At 34.1% G+C, this 22,483-nt stretch carries 15 protein-coding genes, 1 pseudogene and 1 riboswitch; of the genes and pseudogenes, 13 read left to right on the top strand and 3 right to left on the bottom strand.

All coding sequences use genetic code 11. The features are described from left to right. Positions 1-63: 63 nt before the first annotated feature. Positions 64-161, bottom strand: a riboswitch (purine riboswitch). A 183-nt stretch (positions 162-344) separates the two neighbouring features. The 4 genes from guaA (at position 345) to F5ESL0228_RS06850 (ending at position 8,726) form a co-directional block, all read left to right on the top strand. After that, on the top strand, positions 345-1,901 hold the full coding sequence (gene guaA, locus F5ESL0228_RS06865; RefSeq protein ID WP_122023293.1) for a glutamine-hydrolyzing GMP synthase: 1,557 nt from the start codon (positions 345-347) through the stop codon (positions 1,899-1,901). Positions 1,902-2,090: 189 nt separating this feature from the next. Then, positions 2,091-4,127: a site-specific DNA-methyltransferase gene (locus F5ESL0228_RS06860; protein WP_122023292.1), complete on the top strand. Its 2,037-nt coding sequence runs from the start codon at positions 2,091-2,093 to the stop codon at positions 4,125-4,127. Then, the gene (locus F5ESL0228_RS06855; RefSeq protein WP_122023291.1) at positions 4,127-6,763 is read left to right on the top strand and encodes a DEAD/DEAH box helicase family protein; all 2,637 of its coding nucleotides are present in this window, start codon (positions 4,127-4,129) and stop codon (positions 6,761-6,763) included. Before F5ESL0228_RS06860 ends, F5ESL0228_RS06855 begins: the two co-directional genes overlap by 1 nt. A 568-nt stretch (positions 6,764-7,331) precedes the next feature. Next, the gene (locus F5ESL0228_RS06850) at positions 7,332-8,726 is read left to right on the top strand and encodes an IS3 family transposase (RefSeq protein WP_233553567.1); all 1,395 of its coding nucleotides are present in this window, start codon (positions 7,332-7,334) and stop codon (positions 8,724-8,726) included. A 64-nt stretch (positions 8,727-8,790) separates the two neighbouring features. On the opposite strand, the gene F5ESL0228_RS06845 is transcribed toward F5ESL0228_RS06850, so the two are convergent. Continuing rightward, a complete protein-coding gene (locus tag F5ESL0228_RS06845) occupies positions 8,791-10,095 on the bottom strand; it encodes an APC family permease (RefSeq protein WP_122023290.1) in 1,305 nt (434 codons plus the stop codon). A 204-nt stretch (positions 10,096-10,299) separates the two neighbouring features. Here F5ESL0228_RS06845 and F5ESL0228_RS06840 point away from each other — a divergent pair. From F5ESL0228_RS06840 to F5ESL0228_RS06820, 5 genes and pseudogenes are all read left to right on the top strand, one after another. After that, a pseudogene (locus tag F5ESL0228_RS06840) lies at positions 10,300-10,425 on the top strand (ribokinase); the annotation flags it as partial. 75 nt (positions 10,426-10,500) lie between these two features. Beyond that, positions 10,501-11,409 (top strand): L-lactate dehydrogenase, encoded by a 909-nt coding sequence (locus F5ESL0228_RS06835; protein WP_122023289.1) that lies wholly within the window; start codon positions 10,501-10,503, stop codon positions 11,407-11,409. A 149-nt stretch (positions 11,410-11,558) separates the two neighbouring features. Then, a complete protein-coding gene (locus F5ESL0228_RS06830) occupies positions 11,559-11,807 on the top strand; it encodes a type B 50S ribosomal protein L31 (protein WP_122018891.1) in 249 nt (82 codons plus the stop codon). A 122-nt stretch (positions 11,808-11,929) separates the two neighbouring features. Then, entirely contained in the window at positions 11,930-13,297 is a 1,368-nt protein-coding gene (gene murF / locus F5ESL0228_RS06825; protein WP_122023288.1) for a UDP-N-acetylmuramoyl-tripeptide--D-alanyl-D-alanine ligase, read from the top strand. A 10-nt stretch (positions 13,298-13,307) separates the two neighbouring features. Next, positions 13,308-14,804: a DEAD/DEAH box helicase gene (locus F5ESL0228_RS06820; protein WP_122023287.1), complete on the top strand. Its 1,497-nt coding sequence runs from the start codon at positions 13,308-13,310 to the stop codon at positions 14,802-14,804. A gap of 77 nt (positions 14,805-14,881) precedes the next feature. On the opposite strand, the gene F5ESL0228_RS06815 is transcribed toward F5ESL0228_RS06820, so the two are convergent. Further along, positions 14,882-15,523 carry an SDR family oxidoreductase gene (locus F5ESL0228_RS06815; protein ID WP_122023286.1) on the bottom strand — a complete coding sequence of 214 codons (642 nt, stop codon included), beginning with the start codon at positions 15,521-15,523 and terminating at the stop codon, positions 14,882-14,884. A gap of 191 nt (positions 15,524-15,714) precedes the next feature. Here F5ESL0228_RS06815 and acpS point away from each other — a divergent pair, with 191 nt between their 5' ends. Then, positions 15,715-16,068, top strand: a complete 354-nt coding sequence (acpS, locus tag F5ESL0228_RS06810; RefSeq protein ID WP_122023285.1) for a holo-ACP synthase — start codon at positions 15,715-15,717, stop codon at positions 16,066-16,068. A 2-nt stretch (positions 16,069-16,070) separates the two neighbouring features. Then, positions 16,071-17,210: an alanine racemase gene (gene alr / locus F5ESL0228_RS06805; protein ID WP_122023284.1), complete on the top strand. Its 1,140-nt coding sequence runs from the start codon at positions 16,071-16,073 to the stop codon at positions 17,208-17,210. A 276-nt stretch (positions 17,211-17,486) separates the two neighbouring features. On the opposite strand, the gene cbpA is transcribed toward alr, so the two are convergent. Beyond that, positions 17,487-18,191 carry a cyclic di-AMP binding protein CbpA gene (gene cbpA, locus F5ESL0228_RS06800; RefSeq protein ID WP_122023283.1) on the bottom strand — a complete coding sequence of 235 codons (705 nt, stop codon included), beginning with the start codon at positions 18,189-18,191 and terminating at the stop codon, positions 17,487-17,489. 224 nt (positions 18,192-18,415) lie between these two features. Between cbpA and pth the strand changes: the two genes are divergently transcribed. Together pth and mfd are read left to right on the top strand one after the other, a co-directional pair. Then, positions 18,416-18,982, top strand: coding sequence for an aminoacyl-tRNA hydrolase (gene pth / locus F5ESL0228_RS06795; protein ID WP_122018879.1), 567 nt, complete (start codon positions 18,416-18,418; stop codon positions 18,980-18,982). A gap of 2 nt (positions 18,983-18,984) precedes the next feature. Next, complete coding sequence (mfd, locus tag F5ESL0228_RS06790) at positions 18,985-22,476, top strand: transcription-repair coupling factor (RefSeq protein ID WP_122023282.1); 3,492 nt, start codon at positions 18,985-18,987, stop codon at positions 22,474-22,476. The last annotated feature ends 7 nt before the right edge of the window (positions 22,477-22,483 follow it).

Here is a 22,483-nt window from a genome sequence, read left to right as displayed (position 1 = left end):
TAAAACAAAAAGGTCTTTTCTACCAAAACTATGGTAAAAAAGACCAATAAGACAGTGACACTGCGTTATTTGTACTTGATCCATAGTTCAGAATTTACGGTTCTGAGTAGAGACTGCCGACCTGATTACGACAATATATAGATTTATAGTTACTTGTGTAATGAATTCTAGCAAACTCAAAACAGATGTGCAAGCTTATTTTTTGTTTTTTAAAAGCGAATTATATTATACATATATAAGATATAATTCGTATAATTTTAATTACTGGATAAAAAACAGTTGACCAAAATAGCAATTATTAGTAAAGTTTATTTGATTTGTTGTGTGATTAGAGAAGGAGCATTATGGGAGTAGAAAAAGATCTTCATAATTTTGATGAAATTATTGTTTTAGATTTTGGTAGTCAATATAATCAATTAATAACTCGGCGCTTGCGTGATTTTGGTATATATTCCGAACTATTGCCTCATGATCTTAGCTTAGAAAAGATTAAGCAAATTAATCCCAAAGGAATTATCTTTTCAGGTGGCCCCAACAGTATTTATGATAAGAATGCTCTTAAAGTTGATCCCGAAATTTTCAAATTAGGAATTCCTATTTTGGGGATTTGCTACGGGATGCAATTAATGTCGTATTATTTAAATGGTAAAGTTGAAAAAGCTACCAGTTCTGAATATGGTAAGGCTAATATTCAAGTTGAAGATACTAATTCCATTTTGTTCAATGGTTTACCCAAAAAAGAATATGTTTGGATGAGTCATGGTGATTTAGTTAAGCAGGCTCCAAGTGGTTTTAGGACAATTGCTTCAAGTAAAAATTGTCCGATTGCAGCGATTGCTAATGAACAAAGCAAGTTTTATGGCATTCAATTTCACGCTGAAGTTCGCAATACCGAATATGGCTTAAATATTTTGCGTAATTTTGCTTTTAAGGTCTGCAAAGCCCAAGCTAATTGGTCAATGGCTGATTTTGTTGAGCTGGAAATTGCCAATATTCAGCGAACAGTTGGTGATAAAAAGGTAATATTAGGCTTATCTGGTGGAGTGGACTCTAGTGTCACAGCTACTTTGTTACATAAGGCAATCGGTGATCAATTAACTGCCATTTTTGTTGATCACGGGATGTTGCGCAAAAATGAAGGCGACGAAGTGATGGCTACTTTGAATCGCGGTTTAGGTGTGAACATCGTGCGGGTAAATGCCCAAGAGCGTTTTTTGACTAAATTAAAAGGCGTAACTGATCCCGAACAAAAGCGCAAAATTATTGGTAAGGAATTCATTGAAGTTTTCAATGAAGAAGCGCAAAAGATGCATGATGTTGACTTTTTGGCGCAGGGAACGCTCTATACTGACGTAATTGAAAGCGGCACTAATACTGCGCAGACAATTAAATCCCACCATAATGTGGGTGGGTTGCCTAAGGATATGCACTTTAAGCTAATTGAACCATTACGAAAATTATTTAAGGATGAAGTGCGTCAGCTTGGGGAAGAGTTAGGGCTTCCGCATGACTTAGTTTGGCGCCAGCCGTTTCCTGGTCCCGGTCTTGGTATTCGAGTATTAGGTGAAGTTACTGCGCCTAAATTGGAATTAGTGCGTGAAAGTGATGCCATTTTACGTGCGGAAATTAAAATGGCAGGTCTAGAAGAAGAAGTTTGGCAATACTTCACGGTTTTACCAGGAATTAAATCAGTTGGCGTCATGGGGGATGGCCGTACTTATGACTATACCATTGGCATTCGGGCAGTAACTTCAATTGATGGGATGACAGCTGATTTTGCGCGCTTGCCGTGGGATGTCTTGCAAAAAGTTTCAACGAGAATTATTAACGAAGTTGATAACGTTAACCGCGTCGTTTATGATGTAACGAGTAAGCCGCCTTCAACCATTGAATGGGAATAAAGGGACAATGTTAGTTAGTATTGGAATGACGATATATCAGCATTTAGCAAGAATGAAAACTACTTAAAAAGGCATTAATTGACATGAAAGTATGCCAAAAAAGAAGCGTCTAGTTTATTAGAATTAGGCGTTTTTTGTAGTGTATTTGAGATATAATTAAAATATTGATAAAAAGAAAAGGTGAAGGCAATGGTTGTTGAATCAAAAGCAATGGATCATATCAGAAAAGTATTGGAACAATTTGGTAATAAGTATTTTACTGCTGATGGTGCTTTAAAACGGACTAATGTTATTGAAGATCTGGATAAGTATGATAAAGATTTAATGACTGCTTTACTAAGCGATGAGTTATTGCATAAAACATATACTTCTAAAATTGCAGGTGTAGAAATTTTTGAAATTAATAAATTTGTAGATATGTTGAAGTATAAAGAATACTGGTCAGATAGTTTTACTAAGTTTAACAATAAAATTGGCTTGACTGTTGGAGATAGATATATTGTAGATTCTTCAGACGTTGTTTTGGATTTTCCATATAAGGATACTGTACTTAAAGCAGGAATGACTAAAGAAGATGTTAATAGTGGAGACGCAGACGAACCATTTTTAAATGAGACTTTAGCTAAATCCGAAATTGATGAACTTAAAGAGCCTAAAATATTTGTTAATGCTAAAAAGTATGATGAAAATGGCGAACATGAAATTTCTTCATTTAGTGATCAAGATAATTTTATTATTAAGGGAAATAATTTAATAGTTCTATATGGCTTGGAAGAAAAATATGCAGGTAAAATAAAACTTATTTATATAGATGTCCCTTTCAACACTAATTCTGATAAATTTCCGTATAATGATTCTTTTAATCATGCTACCTGGCTAACCTTCATGAAAAACCGGTTGGAAATTTCTTGGAAACTTTTGTCTGAAGATGGATCCATTTTTTTACATGTGGACGATAACGAAATACATTATGTAAAAGTGTTAATGGATAATATATTTGGGCGTGAACATTTTAAAAATATGATCTCAGTTAAAACAGCAGAGGCATCTGGAGTCAAGATGTCACATGTTACTAAAAGATTTTTAAAACAAAAAGAATCTATTCTATTTTACTCTAAAAATAATGCTTCATTTAACCCAATAAAAAAAGCTAAAGAAAATTGGGATAACGAATATAATAAATATTTTGAAGGATTGACATTCTCTGATAAACAAAAGTGGAATAAACTTCTTTCTCAAGAAGAATATTCCGAGAACGATATTCTTTCTTTAGATTCTATTTTTAAGAACGTTAATACAATTTCAGTTGCAGATGCATATAAAAAAAATAATTCAAAACTATCTTTTGATGATTGGAAAAAAGCCAATTCTTGGAGAATTTTTAGGACTGCTGCTTCTTCTAGTATTAAAAAACTAACTGATGAAAAAAAAGCACAATCCAAACTGGAACAGCCTTTTTTCACTGTTATTTCTAAAAGAGATCACAATTTATATTTAGTTAAATCTGATTATTCTGCAACTAGCACTAGTCCTCGTGTACAAGTCTTATTTGCAGATGAGTACTTAGAAGAATATATAACAGACTTTTGGAATGACATTCCTACAACAGGATTAGAATCTGAAGGAAATGTTAATTTCAAAAATGGTAAAAAACCAGAGGCACTACTCCAAAGAATTATTAGATTTGCTTCAAATAAAAATGATATTGTTTTAGATTTTTTTGGTGGTTCAGGAACAACCGCTGCTACCGCACATAAACTCGGTCGTAGATGGATTAGTGTAGAACAAATAACACATCAAGTTGAACTTCAAAAACATAGATTAAGTGTTGTTATATCTGGAAAAGATCAAAATGGTATTTCTAAAGATATTAATTGGCAAGGTGGAGGCTCATTTGTTTATGCTGAATTAATGGAAAAGAATGGCGGTTATGTTAGAGATATTAAAGCTTCTAAAACAATTGAAGAAGCTTTAAATGTATTTAGGCGAATGAAGGAAACTACTGATTTTGACTTTCGTGTTGATTTAGATAAATTTGAGCAAGAGATTCATGATTTTACTTCTTTAGATGACGTAAAAAAAGAATTATTACATATTTTAGACAAAAATCAGCTTTACTATAATTATGCCAATATTGATGATGCCGATGTTCGTGATTTAATTAGTGATTCAGATTATCAATTTAATAAGAGTTTTTATTCTTCAAACGAAAGTGGTGAAGAATAATGGTTTCAAAGAAAAGCAAAGAAGTTAAGCCACTTCCTTTACTTGAAAAAGCTAAAAACTCAATTAATGGATTAATGTTTGACTTGCCAGACTTTGGTTATTTGCAAGATAATCTTAAGCACGATTTACGCGGTTATCAAAAGAATGCATTACTGCATTTGCACTGGTCACAGATACAAGAAAATGCTGACAATATTTATAATCAGTTAATGTTTAATATGGCTACAGGTTCTGGGAAAACAGATGTAATGGCAGCAGCTATTTTATATCTATTTCATGAACATAATTTTCAAAATTTCGTTTTTGTGTCTAATACTACTGCAGTTGTAAATAAAACTAGAGATAATTTTTTAAATGCTTCATCATCTAAATATTTATTTTCTTCACCCATAATTATTGATGGCGAACATGTTGATATTAAAGCTGTTGAATCTTTCCCTCTAGAACAAGAAGACAATACTATTTATTTAAAGCTTACTACTGTTCAGACGTTGTCAAACGAATTAAACGATCCTGAAGAAAATGGTTTAACTTATGAAGATTTAGCTAATTTTAAAATAGCCATTATTGCTGATGAAGCGCATCATTTTAATGTGAATACTAAAAATATCAGCAAAGAAGCAAAATTTGAGCGTTCTTGGGAATCAGTATTAGATAAAATTAGAGATTCTAATAAAGCTAACAGACAGTTAGAATTCACAGCAACTATTGATATTGATAAACAAGAAGTTTATGAAAAGTATAAAAATAAGATCATTTTTAAATATGACCTAGATCAATTTATGGAAGAAGGATATTCTAAAAAAGTTTTCAGATTGCAAGCTAATACTGAAAACAATTCAAAATTGCTTAACGCAGTTCTACTGAATGAATATCGTAAACGAATTGCAATCAAATTAGGTATAGCTGATTTTAAACCAGTTATGCTTGTAAAATCTAATCGGATAAGTACTTCTAAACAAGTAGAACAAGATTTTTTAAATATGATGCAAGAGCTATCGTCTGAATATTTAAAAAACTTTATTGATGAAAACCAAAAGTTCAATTCAGGTAGTGTAGCCCTGAGAAATACTTATGAATATTGGTTAACACAGGACTTAACTGAAGCAGTAGCGGAACTTCAACAAGATTTTAATTTACAAACCACAATTAATGTCAATGAAGGTGGGCAAAAAGGCCTTCTTTCAGATGAGCAAGATTTTAAAAATCTTAATAGTCTAGAAGATATTGATAATCCATTTAGAATAATTTTCGCAGTTGCCAAATTAACTGAAGGTTGGGATGTTTTAAATTTATATGATATTGTTAGAGTGTCCGAAACAAAAGAATCTTTAACGCTGAATTCCACTAATGCAGAAGCGCAGTTAGTAGGTCGAGGAGCAAGATACTATCCATTTATTTATCAGAATAAAAAATCATATACTAGAAGATTTGATAATGATTCTTTTGAAAGACAGCTTTTAGAAACTTTGTATTACCATACTATTAATAATTCTAAGTATATTGATAACTTAAATAAGTCATTTGACAAGATGGATTTAATTGTTAATCAAGATAGTCCCTACAATGTTTATTCAGCAAAAGTTAAGAAGTCATTTGTAAGAACGGATTTTTATCAACAGGGTAACTTATACTACAATCAAGTTAAAAAAGTACCAGATAGTGAGTATAAAACTATTGGCGATTATGGTATTAAGAAATCTACACTTGATATAAACTATAATTTATCAACAACGGAAAGTAAGTTACATGATAAATTTTATAGTGGAATTAATGAGTCAAATATTAGATATGATGTAGTAGCAGATTTTTCTAATGCTAAAGACTACAGATTAATAAAACGAGCAATGTCTAGAAACAAGTTTTATCGTTTTTCGGTAATGAAAAAATATTTACCAATGATAAAATCAGTTAGAGAGTTTATGACTTCAAGTAATTGGTTAGGTAGCTTAAGAGTTCAAGCTAAAGTGCCAGATGAATACGATAAAGATTTAACGCAAATAGATAAATTACATGTTCTTGATAAGGCTTTACAAATTATTCAAAGAAATGTTGTTAGAAATTATCAAAAAGAACGTGGGACTAATAAATTTGTTCCAATAGCAGTTAAAGATGTTGTAAAAGATTATAATAAAGCAGTTCCTAAACTATCAAATAAGATAGTGTCTGAAATCATAGAACCTAAGAAAATGCTTAAAGAAGATTGGTTCCCATATGATTATGCTATTACCGATAAGCTTGAATCATTGCTTATTAGTAGAATTGGAAGTTGGATAAATGAACTAAAGCAAAAGCATAAAAATATTTATTTCATTAGAAACGAAGAAACAATTGCTAAGTGGTCATTACATGAATTTGAAGATAGCGATGTAAAACATTATGAAGGATATATGCCTGATTTCATTCTTGTATTAGATGATGACGATGTAATGTATCAAGTATATATGGAACCCAAGGGAGACCAACTATTGGAAAAGGATGCCTGGAAGCAAGACCTTCTTGAAAGTATTAAACCTGAAAATATAGAAATCATAGGTGAAACTCGAGATATACGCTTGTATGGTGTTAAATTCTATACAACTAATGATGGTCGCAATATATATGAAGAATTGAAACGAAAAAATATTATTAATTAATTGTTAATATTTATGTTCATTCAGTATTGCACTTAAGGTAACTGACGGAATAATATTTGAATAATTTTTAAGTTTTATTTGGTATAGAGTATTTTGTATGGCAAATGATGCTATTTTAGTATTAAAGATATTTATAAAGTGTTTACAATAATTAGGTTCGCTTTTTTAATGTATTTAAATAAACCTGATTTTTGTCAGGATAACTATTTGTAAAATTTGTTTTTTGATTTTATGTTACTTTTTTTGTTTTTTATAGACAATGGTTACGATCCAACTACGATAGTTGTATTTACTAAAGGCTATGATAAGCAGGTTAATCCTATTGTTAAATATGATTCACAAGTTAGTGCAGGTGATATAGTAGTTAAGTAGTTTTGATAAAGTATATGTAAAAAGACCTAATTTTCATGAATTAAGTGAAAATTAGGTCTTTTTTAAATTTTAAAAATAGTTTTATGATTTTTTTGTAATCTGGATTAGTTATCAGTTAATAAATAAAAAAGTAAAAGTAAGTAAAAAAATGATCTGAACCCCGAAATTAAGACAAATTAATTTCGAGGTTTTTATTATGTCTAAATTATCTAAGCAAGACAAAATTGATATCTATAATCTATGGAAAAACTATCAGGTTGGTTCTGGAGAATTAAGTCGCAGATATGATGTAAATATTAGTGTACTTAACTACTTAGTTGCTTTAATCGATCGCCATGGTTTTAGTATCCTCAATAAATCCTACATTACTTATTCTGCAGAATTTAAAGAACAGGCTATTAGACGTGTCATAGTTAATCATGAGTCTTTGTACAGTGTTGCGCTGGACTTAGGACTTAAGAGTCCAGGTATACTGTTTAATTGGGTGCGCTCTTACAAAGAAAACGGGTATAATGTCATTATTAAACCGAAAGGACGCCCTCGTCATGAAAGCCAAAAACAAGCTGATCAAGCAGGAAAATCACCGCTTAAAGCAAGAAAACCAAGCCTTACGCCAAGCGAACTTAAAACTTACTATCGAGAACGAATTTGTAAAAAAATTGCACGTCTTAGTCAACCAAAGGAACAAGAACCAAAAGCCGAAGAAATAGCTGCGGCAGTTACCCAGCTAAGACGTGAACTTAAAGTCAGTGTAACTTTTATTCTTGAAACTATTAACGCCAATCCTGATCTGCCGCACATATCACGCAGTAATTATTACTACACCATTAATAAAAAAGATAAAGATGCAAAAAATCAACCGTTAATGACCTTAATACGCAAAATATATGAAGATAACAAACATCATTATGGTTATCGCCGTGTTGCTCAAACAATTCAAAATTTAGGTATTAAAGTTAATCATAAAAAGATCCAAAGATTAATGACTAAAATGAAATTATATGGTATTAGAATCAAGGGCTGGCGGAAGTATAACAGCTATCGCGGCAGTCAAGGTCCAATTAAGCCTGATTTAATTAGACGTAACTTCTTCTCTATTTTACCTGATCGTAAATGGTATTCTGATGTGACTGAATTTAAGCTTAACGGTCAAAAAACATACTTGTCGCCAATTATTGATGGCTGCACGCAGGAAATTATTTCTTACACGATTTCCCGCAGTCCTAATTTAAAGCAAACAATGGACATGTTAAAGTTAGCTTGGCAGAAACATCCAGCATTAAATGGCTTAGTCTTTCATACCGATCAAGGCTGGCAGTATCAGCACGCATCATTTCAGGCATGGCTTAAGAATCATGGTGTTGAGCAATCAATGTCACGTAAGGGGAATTCCTTAGATGATGGGTTAATGGAAGGCTTCTTTGGCATTTTAAAGAGAGAAATGTTTTATGGGTTTGAAAAAAATTTTAAGAATCTAACTGAATTAGAACAGGCGATCAGAGAATATATCGATTATTACAATAATGAAAGAATAAAAATAAAATTAAAAGGACTAGCCCCGATAAAATATCGGGAACTAGTCCTAAGTTAAAGTTTAATAATCTGTCCTAATTTTAGGGTTCAGATCAAAATTGCTATTATAAATCGCTTGAGATTTAACTTTTATTTTGATGTTGAACATAAAGATAGACTGGCAAACCACTTAAAGTTAACAAAATTCCGATTAGCGCTAAGACTGGTTGGGTGAGCGTAGTACTAATAACAATAAACAAAGCACCACAGGTTGCTAGAATTGGTGGTAATGGATACCAAGGCGTTTTATAAGGTCGTTTTAAGTCTGGTTGTCTTCGTCTTAAAATCAAAACACCGATGAACAATAAGATTGAAAAAATCCATGAAACATAAACTAACATATTCGTTAACGAATCAAAGGTTCCCGAAAAAATCATGATGGTTGCAATAACACATTCAAAAAGCATGCTGTTGGTCGGAACCGATGTCTGTTTGTTAAGCTGACCAAAGAATTTTGAACTAGGCAATTTGCCTTCCTTACCTAAAACGTACGGTAATCTTGAACCTAACAGCAAATGACCGTTAATTGCTCCGAAGATTGAAACGAGAATTCCAGCACTAATAATGATGCTGCCGAAATTTCCAAATAATTTTTGAGAAGTCAGAAGTGCAGTTGCTTGATTACCAACAATTTGATTCCAAGGAACAATTTTAATAAAGCTCCAGTTAAGTAAAGTGTAAATAACAGTTACGCCAAATAATCCCCAAATGATAGCCTTGGCAAGAGTTTTCGCTGGATCTTTAATTTCACTAGCAAGATTGCCAATACTTAGCCAACCGTCGTAAGCAAATAATACCGCAAGCAAAGCCTGACCAAAGGCAGCTGCACCTCTGGCGGATGAGATTTGTGGTTTAGGAGCTAGAGCTAGTTGATTCTGACTATTAAAGATTGCCAGAACAATGATTGCAACAATTGGAATCAACTTAATTATTAAAGCAATTTTTTGTACTTGTCCACTTAGTTTTGATCCTAACCAGTTAATTAGTAAAATTATAAGCATGACAATAAGTGCAATGCCTGTAATTGGAAAATTTTTAAAACTTGGAAATTCCTCTAATTGTGTTGCAAACACAATGGAGAGAGCACCGATATTAGCAGGATAGTAAATGATAATTAATGACCAACCAAACAGGAAACCAATTTGAGGACCGTATATTTTTTCAAGATACTTAACTGGCCCGCCGTCTTCTGAGAAAATTGCTGCCAGTTCAGCAATACTAAGGCCAGCCATCAATGTAATAAAGCCAGCAAGTGGCCATACAAGAATACTCAGCCAAGCATTGTGCGTAAGTGTCGATATGTTAGCAATTTTAAAAAAAGCACCGCCACCGATCATGGTTCCCATGACAGTGGCTAGGGCAGCGAAAAAGTTTAGTTGTCTTTTCATTGTTTTACCTTATTAAATTAAAATGATTAACTTAAATTATATGCCAAGCCTTACAAAATAAAAAGTAAGATAGTGAGATATTATTGAATTTAATAAGTTCTTGAAAACAATTATCAGTGATATTGAAAGCATTAGTTATTGTGCTATCATTTTGTTAGATAGAGAATTAATTCACATTTCTTCTTAGATATTAGAGGGAGCAAAATGAATAAGGTAACAAAAATTGGAAGTATTAACCTTGATACTAACCTTAGAGTGAAGCGAATGGTCCAACTTGGAGAAACCATTCACACAAAAGAACATTATTCGGCTTCTGGCGGTAAGGTTGCTTAACCAGCTATTCCCTATCGTAAGAAAATTGAACAGGTCAAGTAGTATTTTTTTAAGTCAGAAAGGATAATTATTATGACAACTAGAATTGGAATTATTGGTGATGGTCATGTTGGTTGTACTATTGCACATGAATTAATTGTTTCAGGCCTTGTTAATGACTTGGTAATGATAGATGTCAATCAGGAAAAACTTGAAGCAGATGTGGTGGACTTTGAAGATGCAATGGCTAATTTACCTAACCATATTAACTTAATTATGAACGATTATACCGCTTTAAAAGATGCCCAAATTGTGATTAGTACTTTGGGAAAAATTTCTCTTGAAGCTAAAGGCGATCGATTCGAGGAATTGGAATATAATAAGAAGCAGTTACGTCCAATTACTGAATCAATCAAAAAGAGTGGATTTAATGGCATTTTGCTAGTAATTTCGAATCCTGTTGATGCCATTACAAATCTTTATCAGCAATTAACTGGCTTACCCAAAGAGCACGTTTTAGGAACTGGTACGTTATTGGATACTGCTAGAATGAAGAAAGTCGTTGCGAAGAAATTTAACGTTGATCCGCGATCAGTTTCTGGCTTTACATTAGGTGAACATGGTAATTCACAATTTAATGCTTGGTCAACGGTTAAGGTTCTGGAAAAACCAATCAGTGAGTTGGCAAAAGCGGAGTCATGGAATCCCACTGATCTAGATGATGAGATTAAATCTGGTGGTTTTACCGTATTTAATGGCAAGCATTACACCAACTTTGGGGTTTCTGCTGCAGCTGTCAGAATTGTACGGGCAATTTTAGCTGATTCTCGAAGCGAATTACCGATTTCCAGCTATCAAGAAAAATATGGTACATACATGTCTTATCCGGTAATTGTGGGTCGGGATGGAGTTGTGGCAAAAGTCGAATTACGCTTAACTGCTAAAGAAGAAAAATTACTTGAGCAATCGGCTAAAACGATAAAAGAAAAGTCTCAAGCTTAGAGTAATAAGTAAAGCGAAATAGTAATTTGTGGATAATTACTGCATTTAATTATTATTACTTGAATTTATTAGCTGAAAATGGTATTGTATTAAACGTTAATCGATTAATCTATGACTTGCAATAAAGTCATGGCAAAGGAGTAATAAAAATGAAACAAGGCATTCATCCAGAGTACCAAGAAGTTGTCTTTATGGATTCAGCTACAGGAGCTAAGTTTGTAGCTGGTTCAACATTAAAGTCAAAGGAAACTGTAGATTACGAAGGTAAGACATACCCATTGATTCGGGTTGAAATTACATCTGATTCGCATCCTTTCTACACTGGCAAGCAAAAGTTTGCGCAGGCAGACGGTCGAATCGAAAAGTTCAACAAGAAGTATGGTATGAACGAAAAGTAGTATCTTTTATCTGGTGGAAGCAGTCCCATTGGGGCTGCTTTTTTATGTAAAGCTGAATTAGCTGGTATACTATATACAGCGTCTGCTTTACGCAAATTTCTTTTTAGCTAGGAGAAAAATCGATGAAAATGCAACTGGCAGAAATTGCCAAGGCAATTAATTCAACCTGTGAGGGCGACGATCAAACTATTATTACTTCCGTAGCCTTTGATTCAAGAAAAATCGTGCCAGGTGGTTTATTTGTTCCTTTACAGGGGGAACGCGATGGTCATGATTTTATCAATAGTGCGATTAACAATGGTGCAAGTGCTACACTATGGGAAAAAGGACATCCTGATAAGCCAACCAGTATCGCAGTTCTAGAGGTTGAGGACCCATTGGATAGTATGCAAAAACTGGCACAATATTACCTTAATAAAGTTAATCCCACGGTTGTTGGTATTACCGGATCAAATGGTAAGACAACGACAAAGGATATGACTGCTGCTGTTTTGGCTAAAAGATTTAATGTTCATAAAACTGCTGCCAATTTTAATAACGAAATTGGAGTTCCAATGACTATTTTAGAAATGAAACCTAATACAGAAATATTGGTATTAGAAATGGGAATGGATCATTCTGGGCAATTGCATCATTTAAGCGAATTAACTCATCCTGATGTAACTGTAATTACAATGATTGGTGAGGCACATATTGAATTTCTTGGTTCACGTGCAGCAATAGCAGATGCAAAAATGGAAATTACTGACTTCTTACGTGAAGATGGGGAATTAATTTATAACGGTGATGAACCTCTTTTATGTGATCGTGCTCAAAAAATTCATCAATCAAAGGTTACCTTTGGTTTTGCCAAAACTGATAGTGTTTATGCAACGGAGTTTAGAAGCTATAAACATCATGCTAGCTTTATGATTAATGATTCTGACTGTAAGTTCACAATCCCAATGATTGGCAAGCATAATGTTTCTAATGCACTATCAGCGTTATGTGTTGGAAAACATTTTGGTGAAAAAGATGAAGAAATTGCAGCAGCTTTAGCCAGTTTTACTCCAACTGCTAATCGAATGGAGTGGGAAAAAGGTGATGTCGGAGAAGATATCATGAGTGATGTGTATAACTCAAATCCGACAGCTGTTCGGGCTGTACTAGCTAGTTTTGGTCAAATTCAAATTACACCAGGAAGTCGTCGAATTGCCGTTTTAGGGGACATGCTTGAATTAGGAGAACGTTCGGCGGATTTACATGCCCAACTTGCTGATTGCCTTGACCCACATGTGATTAACGAAGTGTATCTGTTTGGCTCAGAAATGAAGTACTTAGCTGATGCACTAAAAGATAGATATGGGTTAGAATATTTACATTATTACCCACAGGATCAAATGCAGCATATGATTGCTGATTTGAAAAATGATATTAAGCCGCATGACATTGTTGTTCTTAAAGGATCACATGGTATGCACCTTGAAAAGGTAGTGGAGCGGCTTAGATAAGGAGAATTTAGTGAAATTTTCGGAATTAGGATTAAATGATGAGCTTTTAAAGGCTATTAAACGTTCGGGCTTTGAGGAAGCAACCCCCATTCAAGAACAAACAATTCCACTTGCTTTAGCAGGTAAGGACGTAATTGGTCAGGCGCAGACAGGTACTGGGAAAACAGCCGCTTTTTCTTTGCCAATTTTGCAAAATTTAGATAATCACGATAAAGTGATTCAGGCATTAATTATTGAACCAACGCGTGAATTAGCGATTCAAACTCAAGAAGAGTTGTTTCGGTTAGGTCGAGATGAACGTGCACGTGTTCAGGTGGTATATGGTGGAGCGGATATTGGTCGCCAAATTCGTTCACTTAAGAATCATGTGCCTGCAATTTTAGTGGGTACACCTGGGCGTTTACTTGATCATTTAAAGCGGAAAACCATTAATTTAGAGACTGTCAACACAATCGTATTGGATGAAGCTGACGAAATGCTTGATATGGGTTTTATTCAGGATATTGAAAGCATTTTGAGCTATGTAAAGAATCGCAAGCAAACATTACTTTTCAGTGCGACAATGCCAAAACCAATTTTGAATATTAGCGAAAAATTTATGAACAATCCTGAAATTGTTCAAGTTAAGGCCAAGGAGTTAACTGCTGATTTAATTGACCAATATTTTGTACGCTCAAAGGATTCAGAAAAGTTTGACATTATGTGCCGGTTAATTGATGTTGAAAGTCCGGATTTAGCCGTAATTTTTGTTAGGACTAAGCGCAGAGTTGATGAAGTTACGCGTGGCTTGCAGGCTCGTGGGTATAATGCCGCCGGTATTCATGGTGATTTATCTCAGGCGCGCAGAATTAGTGTTCTAAAAAGATTTCGGGCTGGTAAATTGGATATCTTAGTTGCAACTGATGTTGCTGCACGTGGTTTGGATATTTCAGGAGTAACCCATGTTTATAACTATGATATTCCACAGGACCCAGACTCATATGTTCACCGTATTGGTCGTACTGGTCGTGCCGGACAAAACGGAAGTTCAATTACTTTTGTAACGCCAAATGAAATTGGTTATATGCGGACAATTGAGCAATTAACTAAGAAAAAAATGACGCCATTGCGTCCACCTTCAGATGATCAAGCTCTTCGTGGTCAATTAAAAATTGCAAAATCTAAAATTGAAGATTTATTGAAAGAAGATCTAACCAAATATACTGAGGATGCAAGTGAATTATTAGATAATTATTCGGCGATTGACTTAGTTTCAGCGTTTTTAAAGAACTTATCAAAAGATTCTTCTAACGTTGAAGTCAAAATTAGTTCAGAAAAGCCTTTGCCGTATAAGGGTGGTAATGGAGGCTATCGCGGTGGAAATAGAAACCGTGGTCGTGGCAATTATCATAGTGGTGATCGTAATCATCGACGCGGCAATTACCGTGGTGGGGATCATTCCCGAGGGAATCACCCACATCGTTCTAGCAGTGGACATAATTTTATAATTAAGAGCAAGAAAAATTAACTTTGCTATATTGAATGAAAAAGACGAGTCATTGACTCGTCTTTTTATTATTTCTTAAATTTAAGTATAACTATTAATTAATACCAACTTGGTTTATCACCATCAGTATTGGGTTTATTAACACCTAAAGATTCATTTACGTGCTTAGATGGATTAAGTACAAGATCAGTTATTAAGCTAGCAATACTCTTGCGGGACACTTCGGTTCCTTTGAAGGACTCATTTTTTTGTGTTAGTTCATAATCAATTTCGTCCTTGTCTTGTAGCCAAGCTGGTCGGATTATAGTATAGTTAAGGCCGCTATTCTCAATTACTTTGGCTGCTGCGGCATAGGTGGGTAAGTAACTTTCACCAAGCATTTGATTATTCCATTCACCGAACTTTCCAGGCACTTCGTTGTAAATACCTAATGTTGAAATCCAAATCAAACGTTTAATATGCTGCTTTTTCATAGCTTTAACGGTGGATTTCGCCTGCTGTTCGATGTTATTACCAGCTAAATTGGCATAAATAATATCTTGGTCAGTCATTGCTTGTGTTAGTTTAGTAGTGTCTATTACATCGCCTTGAATAATTGTACCCCAGTCTTTACGTGCGGAAGGAAATTTGTCTATGTGTCGTAAATAGTATGTTACTTTCACTTCTTGATGTTTATGCAATAACTCTTCAGCCAGTTGAGCAATTTGCCCACTTGCTCCTAAAATTAATAAATTTATCATTTTAATACCTCTAATCTGATATTATCTTAAATATAGTTCTATGAGAGGTATTTAACAAACAAAAGTGCTTTATTAATAAAGAAAACGATACAAAAAACTAACTTTTTTGCTAAAAATGAATTGAAGCAATGGACAAGCGGATTTTTTTATTATAAGTTGAGCATATGAGATAAATATTGTGGGGTAACTAAATGATTGTTGGGGTAGGCATCGATGCCATAGAAGTTGATCGCGTTGCGAAAATTGTTGCTAAGGGTGATAATTTTGCTAAAAAGGTATTAACGTCAAAAGAATTTGAGCAATATCAAAAAATGAAAGGTAAACGAAAAGTTGAATATTTAGGTGGTCGATTTTCAATCAAAGAGTCCTTTTCAAAAGCAATGGGCACGGGTTTAGGAAAGAAAATCGGTTTACAAGATGTTGAAACTTTATGGGATGAAGTAGGGCAGCCAGTAACAACGTCACCTAAATTTACTGGTAAGATATGGCCAAGTATTACACATAATAATCATGACATAGTCACATTAGTTGTATTGGAGAAATAAACATGATTCCAGGAATACATCGCCCAGCTGCTGTTTGTATTGATTTGGCAGCTATAAGGCAAAATATTAAAGAAGAAATAAAACATTTAGAACCGGGGCAAAAATTGTTCGCAGTTGTTAAAGCTAATGCATATGGGCATGGTGCTGTCAGAGTTGCTCAAGAAGCAGTAAAAGTTGGAGTAAGTGGCTTTTGCGTTGCGCTTTTGGATGAAGCACTAGAGCTTCGCAGAGCGGGTATTGTGCAGCCAATTTTAGTATTAGGGGTAACGCCAGCCCAATTTTCTCCGATTGCGTCTGCTAACAATATCTCGCTTGCAGTGCCTAGTTTGGCATGGTTAAAAGATGCTGAAAAATTTTTACTAGAAGAGAAGGTAGATTTAGTTCTTAAAATTCATTTGGCGATTGATTCTGGTATGGGTCGAATTGGTTTTAGTGAGGATGAAGAATTCACTGCGGCTAATGATTTTTTGTTAAATAATGCAAATTTCTTTGTTGAGGGCATGTTTACTCATTTTGCTTCAGCCGATAGCAGTGATGACACCTATTTTTTGGCTCAAGTCAAACGGTTCAATCATCTGAAAAAATTACTTAAATTAAAACCTAAGTGGATTCATGTTGACAATACAGCAGCAAGTATCTTTGATAAGGGAATTCATAGTGATTTGGTTCGTTTTGGAATTGGAATTTACGGCTTGAATCCTTCATCTAATCCTACCAGTCCCGATTTGCCAATAAAAATCAAGTTAAAGCCTGCTCTTTCTTTTGAAAGTGAATTGGTACAGGTACATACCATTCATGCAAATCAAGGAGTAGGATATGGTTCAACCTATGTTGCAGATAGTGACCAATTGATAGGTACGGTACCAGTAGGATATGCTGATGGTTTTATTCGAAAATTTCAAGGCTTTAAAGTTAAAGTAGGGGATGAATATTGTCCAATCGTTGGACGAGTTTGCATGGATCAGTTAATGGTACGCTTGCCCCATGAAATGCCAGTGGGTACAAAGGTGGTTCTCATTTCAAATAATCCTAAAGCTCCCAACAATATTAAGGCAGCAGCCGATTATGTTAACTCGATTCATTATGAAGTGGCCTGTCTATTAGATGATCGCTTGCCGCGTAAATACTATAATGGCCAATGATTTTGGCTAAAACATTGTGATAATAAAAGGTCTACCCTGAAAGTTAGCTAACTTTTATGACTGTTTTTATGCTAAAATTATATATAAATAAAAAACGTTGAGAAAATATATCTCAACGTTTTTTATCTTGTTTTAATTAGTATAGTTTCTAAGTATATTACTGTGTCCCGCTTGCTTGAAGAAATTAGACAAGCTATATTTATAGCTGTAAAAATTCAAAAAATGTAAAGCAAACAATTATGATGTTGGTTATTTTATTAAAATAACCAACATCAATTAATTTTCGGTCCCATTAATGTAAACTCCTGGATTTTCATCGCTCATAATGGTCATGCCAGCTTGTAAATCTTCAATTTCTGCTACAACAAACCCTTTATGCTCTAATTTTTTAACAATTGTGCGCATAGTTTCCTCTGTTATTCCAGCTGGTAGAGTAAATAAAATTCGACGTACAAAGTTTTTGTTTTTTTCTGCAGCTGAAGCATCAAGACTCATTGTCCCAGCAATGTTAGAATATTTACCAATTATTTTTGCTATTTTAACCAGATTACCATGGGAATTATCGGTTAATACTGTAAAAACATATGAACCGGTTTTGATATTCCAAGCATCTGATAACATATCAAGTAAACGTGAGTGAGTTAGAATGCCATAAAATTTATCACTTTCATCCAAAACTGAAATATAAGGCAAATCTTTAATTGTAAAAAAAACTTTAAAAAATGGTGAGTTAACCTTAATAGTCTTAGTTGCATTTTTAAGTAAATAAGTTACTGGCAAATTCATATCTTTGCCTTGTGACTTGTGGCGATAAATATGCATTTTATAAATATTGCCACGGAAAATAGTGCCAGTATCATCTAAAATTGGAACACAGCGGTAGCCAGAATCTTCCAAAATTTTTAGTGCCTCTTCTAGCGTAGCATGTTCATTAACCGTTGTCAGATAATCTTTTTTGATAACTAAAGATTTGATAAGCATTAGACTGCCTCCATAGTAGTATTGAATAATCCCAATTAGTATATCATAATAAGTCAGGATTAAATAAACATTAAAATTAAAAAGTTGATAAATAGAGTTTAGCACTTGCTAGTCAAATAAAAAAGTATTTTTTACTTAGTAATATTAAAGTATAAATAGTTAGTGAATTTGAATAGACTAGGATGTGCTATTATTAACTACGACTAAAAATAAGGGGATATCTAATGAAAATAATTGCAGGTCTGGGCAATCCAGGTAGAAAATATGATGGTACCAAACATAATACCGGTTTTATGGCTATTGATTATTATTTAAGCCAGCATTCTCTGATTCTTGATCGACAGAAATTTGAAGGTAAATATACCAAACTGGTAATTAATGGTGAAGATGTAATTTTACTAGAACCACAAACTTTTATGAATGATTCAGGTCGCTCAATTGCACAATTCGCTCGTTTTTTCAAGATTGAGCCGCAAAATATTTTAATTATTCATGATGATATGGATATGCCACTTGGTAAAATCCGTATTCGTGCAAATGGAAAGTCCGGGGGGCATAATGGTATTAAGAGCATTATACAAGATTTAGGGACGACTAATTTTAATCGTCTAAAAATTGGAATTAAGCATCCCGATAATGCAACGCAAGCAAGTGTTATTTCTTGGGTATTATCACCGTTTAATGCGGAGCAAAGAAAGATTATGGATATTGCTTTTGCCTCTAGCTGTGATGTAATTACAGATTTTATTATGGGAAAAAGCAGCCAGTTTTTAATGAATAAATATAATTAACTATGCATTTAACCAATTTAATTGAGAAAGATCAATCGCTAACAGATTTTATTATCAAAATTTTTAAAGTAAAAAACTCTTTAATCACGGGTGCTAATGCCGGTGCTTTTAATCTGCTTTTATGTCAGATTGTAGCATACCTTGATAAACCATTAATTTTAATAGAAGAAAATGAAAACAAAGCCCAAAAAATATTTAATGAATTAAGCAGAATTATGCCAGATAATAGTGTTCAAATTTTTTCGCTTGATGCTACAATTGCAACACAATCTGCTGTTAGTTCGCCTGATGAATTAAGTAGTAGAATTCAGGCTTTAAATTTTTTGCTTAGTCGTAAAAAAGGAATAGTGGTTACTACACCGCAAGGATTACAATATAAGTTGTCAGATCCTAGCGATTATGCAGCTGCTAAGCGTCAATTTCAAGCAGGCAAGGAATTTGAATTAACTTCGTTAACGAGTTGGCTAGGCAATGCTGGTTATCAGCGCGAAAATTTAGTGGCTAAACCAGGAGAATTCGCTTTACGTGGCGATATTTTAGATATTTATCCTTTGGATCGTGAACTTCCTTTGCGAATGGAATTTTTTGGTGACGAAATTGATACAATTAAAAATCTTGATTTGGCTAGTCAGCGAAGCCAAGATATTATTGAACGTGTAACTATTAGTCCAGCACAGGATCGAGTTTTTACTCAAGCCGCTCTTGAGAATGCAGCAAGTAAAATCGAATTAGCGATGTCTGATGCACCGGCGCCACAAGAAATTGTCAAGAATCACTTTGAACCAGTATTGGATGATTTGTTAAAACAAAGTCTACCTCAAAATTATTCGTTTTTAGTGGATTTTTTAATTGAACATCCAAGCAATTTACTAGAATATTTACGTTCAGATGGTGTGATTGTTCTTGATGATTGGGCATTAATTGACCAGTCGCTTAAGACGGTGAACGAGCAAAATGCAGCTTTTATTGATGATGAGTTAAAAGTAGGTGCAATGTTGCCAGGACAGGAGTTGCGCACAGATTTTTACCAAAATTGGTTAAAGGATAAGCATCATCATCTTTACTTTTCACTTTTTCAAAGGGGTATTGGTCATATACAACTGGGACAACTTTTTGATTGGCCTACAAGGCAACCTGAACAGTTTTTTAGTCAGATGCCACTTATTAAATCAGAGATTGAGACCTATCAAAAGAAAGGTCAAACTGTAATTCTACAAGCTGATAATTCGCAACGCGCACGTGAAATTAGTCAAACTTTAGCAGAATTTGGTATGGATATTCCGGTAGTTGACAGTAATAACTTGATTGAGCACCAAAGTCAAATTGTAGTTAATTATTTTGCTAATGGATTTAGCTTACCTAACAATAATTTGGTCTATTTAACTGAACGCGAGCTTTTTAATAAGCCTATCCATCAACAGCGGCGAATTAAGACATTAGAAAACGCTCAGCGACTACGTAACTATACAGAATTGAAACCTGGTGACTATGTTGTCCACGTTAATCACGGGGTTGGTCGGTTTGAAGGAATTAAGACTCTTGAAAATAACGGTACGAAGAGAGATTACATAACGATCACTTACCAGCATGGCGATCAACTTTTTGTGCCAGCTGATCAATTGAAGTTAGTGCAAAAATATGTGGCTTCTGAGGGTAAGAAGCCACATATTAATAAATTAGGCGGTAGTGAATGGGCTAAGACTAAGCGCAAGGTACAATCTAAAGTTGAAGATATTGCAGATGATTTAATTGAATTATACGCTAAACGAGAATCAGAAAAAGGGTTTGCTTACCCTAAAGATGATGATTTACAGCGTCAATTTGAAGATGCTTTTCCATATGTGGAAACGGCAGATCAATTACGTTCAATTAAAGAAATTAAGCAAGACATGGAAAAAGCTAAACCGATGGACCGCCTTCTTGTAGGGGATGTTGGATTTGGTAAAACGGAGGTTGCACTGCGAGCAGCCTTTAAGGCAATTGAAAGTAATAAGCAAGTGGCATTTCTGGTGCCGACTACAATTTTGGCTGAACAACATTTTGAAACTATTCAAGATCGATTTAAGAATTTTCCGGTTAATTATGCAGTTTTATCACGCTTTCAAACACTTGCTGAAGCAAAAAAAATCACATCTGATCTTGAACAAGGCAAAATAGATTTGGTTGTTGGTACACATCGATTATTATCAGAAGATGTTCACTTTAAGGATCTAGGGCTTTTAATAGTAGATGAAGAACAACGTTTTGGGGTAAAACATAAAGAAAGGATAAAAGAATTAAAGGCTAATATTGATGTTTTAACACTTACTGCGACCCCTATTCCGCGAACTTTGCACATGTCAATGGTAGGAGTAAGGGATTTGTCAGTAATGGAAACGCCACCATCAAATCGCTTTCCAATTCAAACTTATGTAATGGAAGAATTGCCAAGCGTTGTTAAGGATGCTTGTTTGCGTGAAATGCAACGTGATGGACAAGTCTTTTACTTGCATAATCGAATTAACGATATTGATGAAGTTGTTATAAAGTTACAGCAACTTTTACCGAAAGCTAAGATTGCGAGTGTTCATGGTCGAATGAGTAAAAATCAAATGGAAGATATTCTCTATCGTTTTTTAAACCGAGAATTTGATGTACTTGTTACAACGACGATTATTGAAACTGGAATAGATATGCCTAATGTTAACACAATGATTATTGAAGATGCGGACCATTATGGCTTGAGTCAACTTTATCAGCTCCGTGGACGAATTGGACGAAGTGCAAGATTAGCTTATGCCTACTTTTTGTATCAACCTAATAAAGCTTTAACAGAAATTGGTGAAAAAAGATTAGATGCAATACGTGATTTTACTGAACTGGGTTCAGGCTTTAAAATTGCGATGCGCGATTTATCAATTCGGGGTGCTGGAAACATGCTAGGAGCCCAGCAACACGGTTTTATTGATAGTGTAGGGTACGATCTTTATTCACAAATGTTGGCAGATGCAATTCAGGTGCGAAAGGGCAAAAAGAAAATCCAAAAAAGTAATGCGGAAATTGATTTGGGTTTAGAGGCATATATTCCAAATGATTATATTGGTGATCAAGAAGAAAAAATTGAATTTTATAAAAAAATAAAAGAGGCCGATCTAGATCGAATTGAACAAATTAAAGATGAATTAATTGACCGTTTTGGTGATTATCCACAGCCTGTTGAAAATTTGCTAGCAATTTCAAACTTAAAACTTGAAGCAGATTTAGCCCAAGTTGCACGGATTATTAAACAAGGGCAACAGGTAAAAGTCGAATTTCAAAAATTCGCAAGTAAAGAACTTGAGGGGCCGAATATTTTTAAAGCACTCGAGCATGTTTCGTTAAAAGCACGGATTAATTTAACTCCTCAAAAAAGGCTAGTTGTTTTATTAACAGTATCAGAAAAAACATATCAGCGGCAATTAGTTAACGAGCTCACAGTTTTTATGAAAGCTGCTAGAGATATTATTCAAAGATAGGAGAAGC

This window comes from Lactobacillus sp. ESL0228, assembly GCF_003692825.1.
Classification (GTDB): domain Bacteria; phylum Bacillota; class Bacilli; order Lactobacillales; family Lactobacillaceae; genus Lactobacillus.
The sequence above is the reverse complement of the archived record's forward strand: the minus strand, read 5'-3'. Positions and strand labels throughout refer to the sequence as shown.

Coding starts and splice junctions, on each gene's coding strand:
- guaA (WP_122023293.1), top strand. CDS start 345: ATGGGAGTAGAAAAAGATCTTCATAATTTTGATGAAATTATTGTTTTA.
- F5ESL0228_RS06845 (WP_122023290.1), bottom strand. CDS start 10,095: ATGAAAAGACAACTAAACTTTTTCGCTGCCCTAGCCACTGTCATGGGA.
- mfd (WP_122023282.1), top strand. CDS start 18,985: ATGCATTTAACCAATTTAATTGAGAAAGATCAATCGCTAACAGATTTT.
- F5ESL0228_RS06830 (WP_122018891.1), top strand. CDS start 11,559: ATGAAACAAGGCATTCATCCAGAGTACCAAGAAGTTGTCTTTATGGAT.
- F5ESL0228_RS06815 (WP_122023286.1), bottom strand. CDS start 15,523: ATGATAAATTTATTAATTTTAGGAGCAAGTGGGCAAATTGCTCAACTG.
- F5ESL0228_RS06835 (WP_122023289.1), top strand. CDS start 10,501: ATGACAACTAGAATTGGAATTATTGGTGATGGTCATGTTGGTTGTACT.
- pth (WP_122018879.1), top strand. CDS start 18,416: ATGAAAATAATTGCAGGTCTGGGCAATCCAGGTAGAAAATATGATGGT.
- F5ESL0228_RS06855 (WP_122023291.1), top strand. CDS start 4,127: ATGGTTTCAAAGAAAAGCAAAGAAGTTAAGCCACTTCCTTTACTTGAA.
- acpS (WP_122023285.1), top strand. CDS start 15,715: ATGATTGTTGGGGTAGGCATCGATGCCATAGAAGTTGATCGCGTTGCG.
- alr (WP_122023284.1), top strand. CDS start 16,071: ATGATTCCAGGAATACATCGCCCAGCTGCTGTTTGTATTGATTTGGCA.
- F5ESL0228_RS06860 (WP_122023292.1), top strand. CDS start 2,091: ATGGTTGTTGAATCAAAAGCAATGGATCATATCAGAAAAGTATTGGAA.
- cbpA (WP_122023283.1), bottom strand. CDS start 18,191: ATGCTTATCAAATCTTTAGTTATCAAAAAAGATTATCTGACAACGGTT.
- F5ESL0228_RS06850 (WP_233553567.1), top strand. CDS start 7,332: ATGTCTAAATTATCTAAGCAAGACAAAATTGATATCTATAATCTATGG.
- murF (WP_122023288.1), top strand. CDS start 11,930: ATGAAAATGCAACTGGCAGAAATTGCCAAGGCAATTAATTCAACCTGT.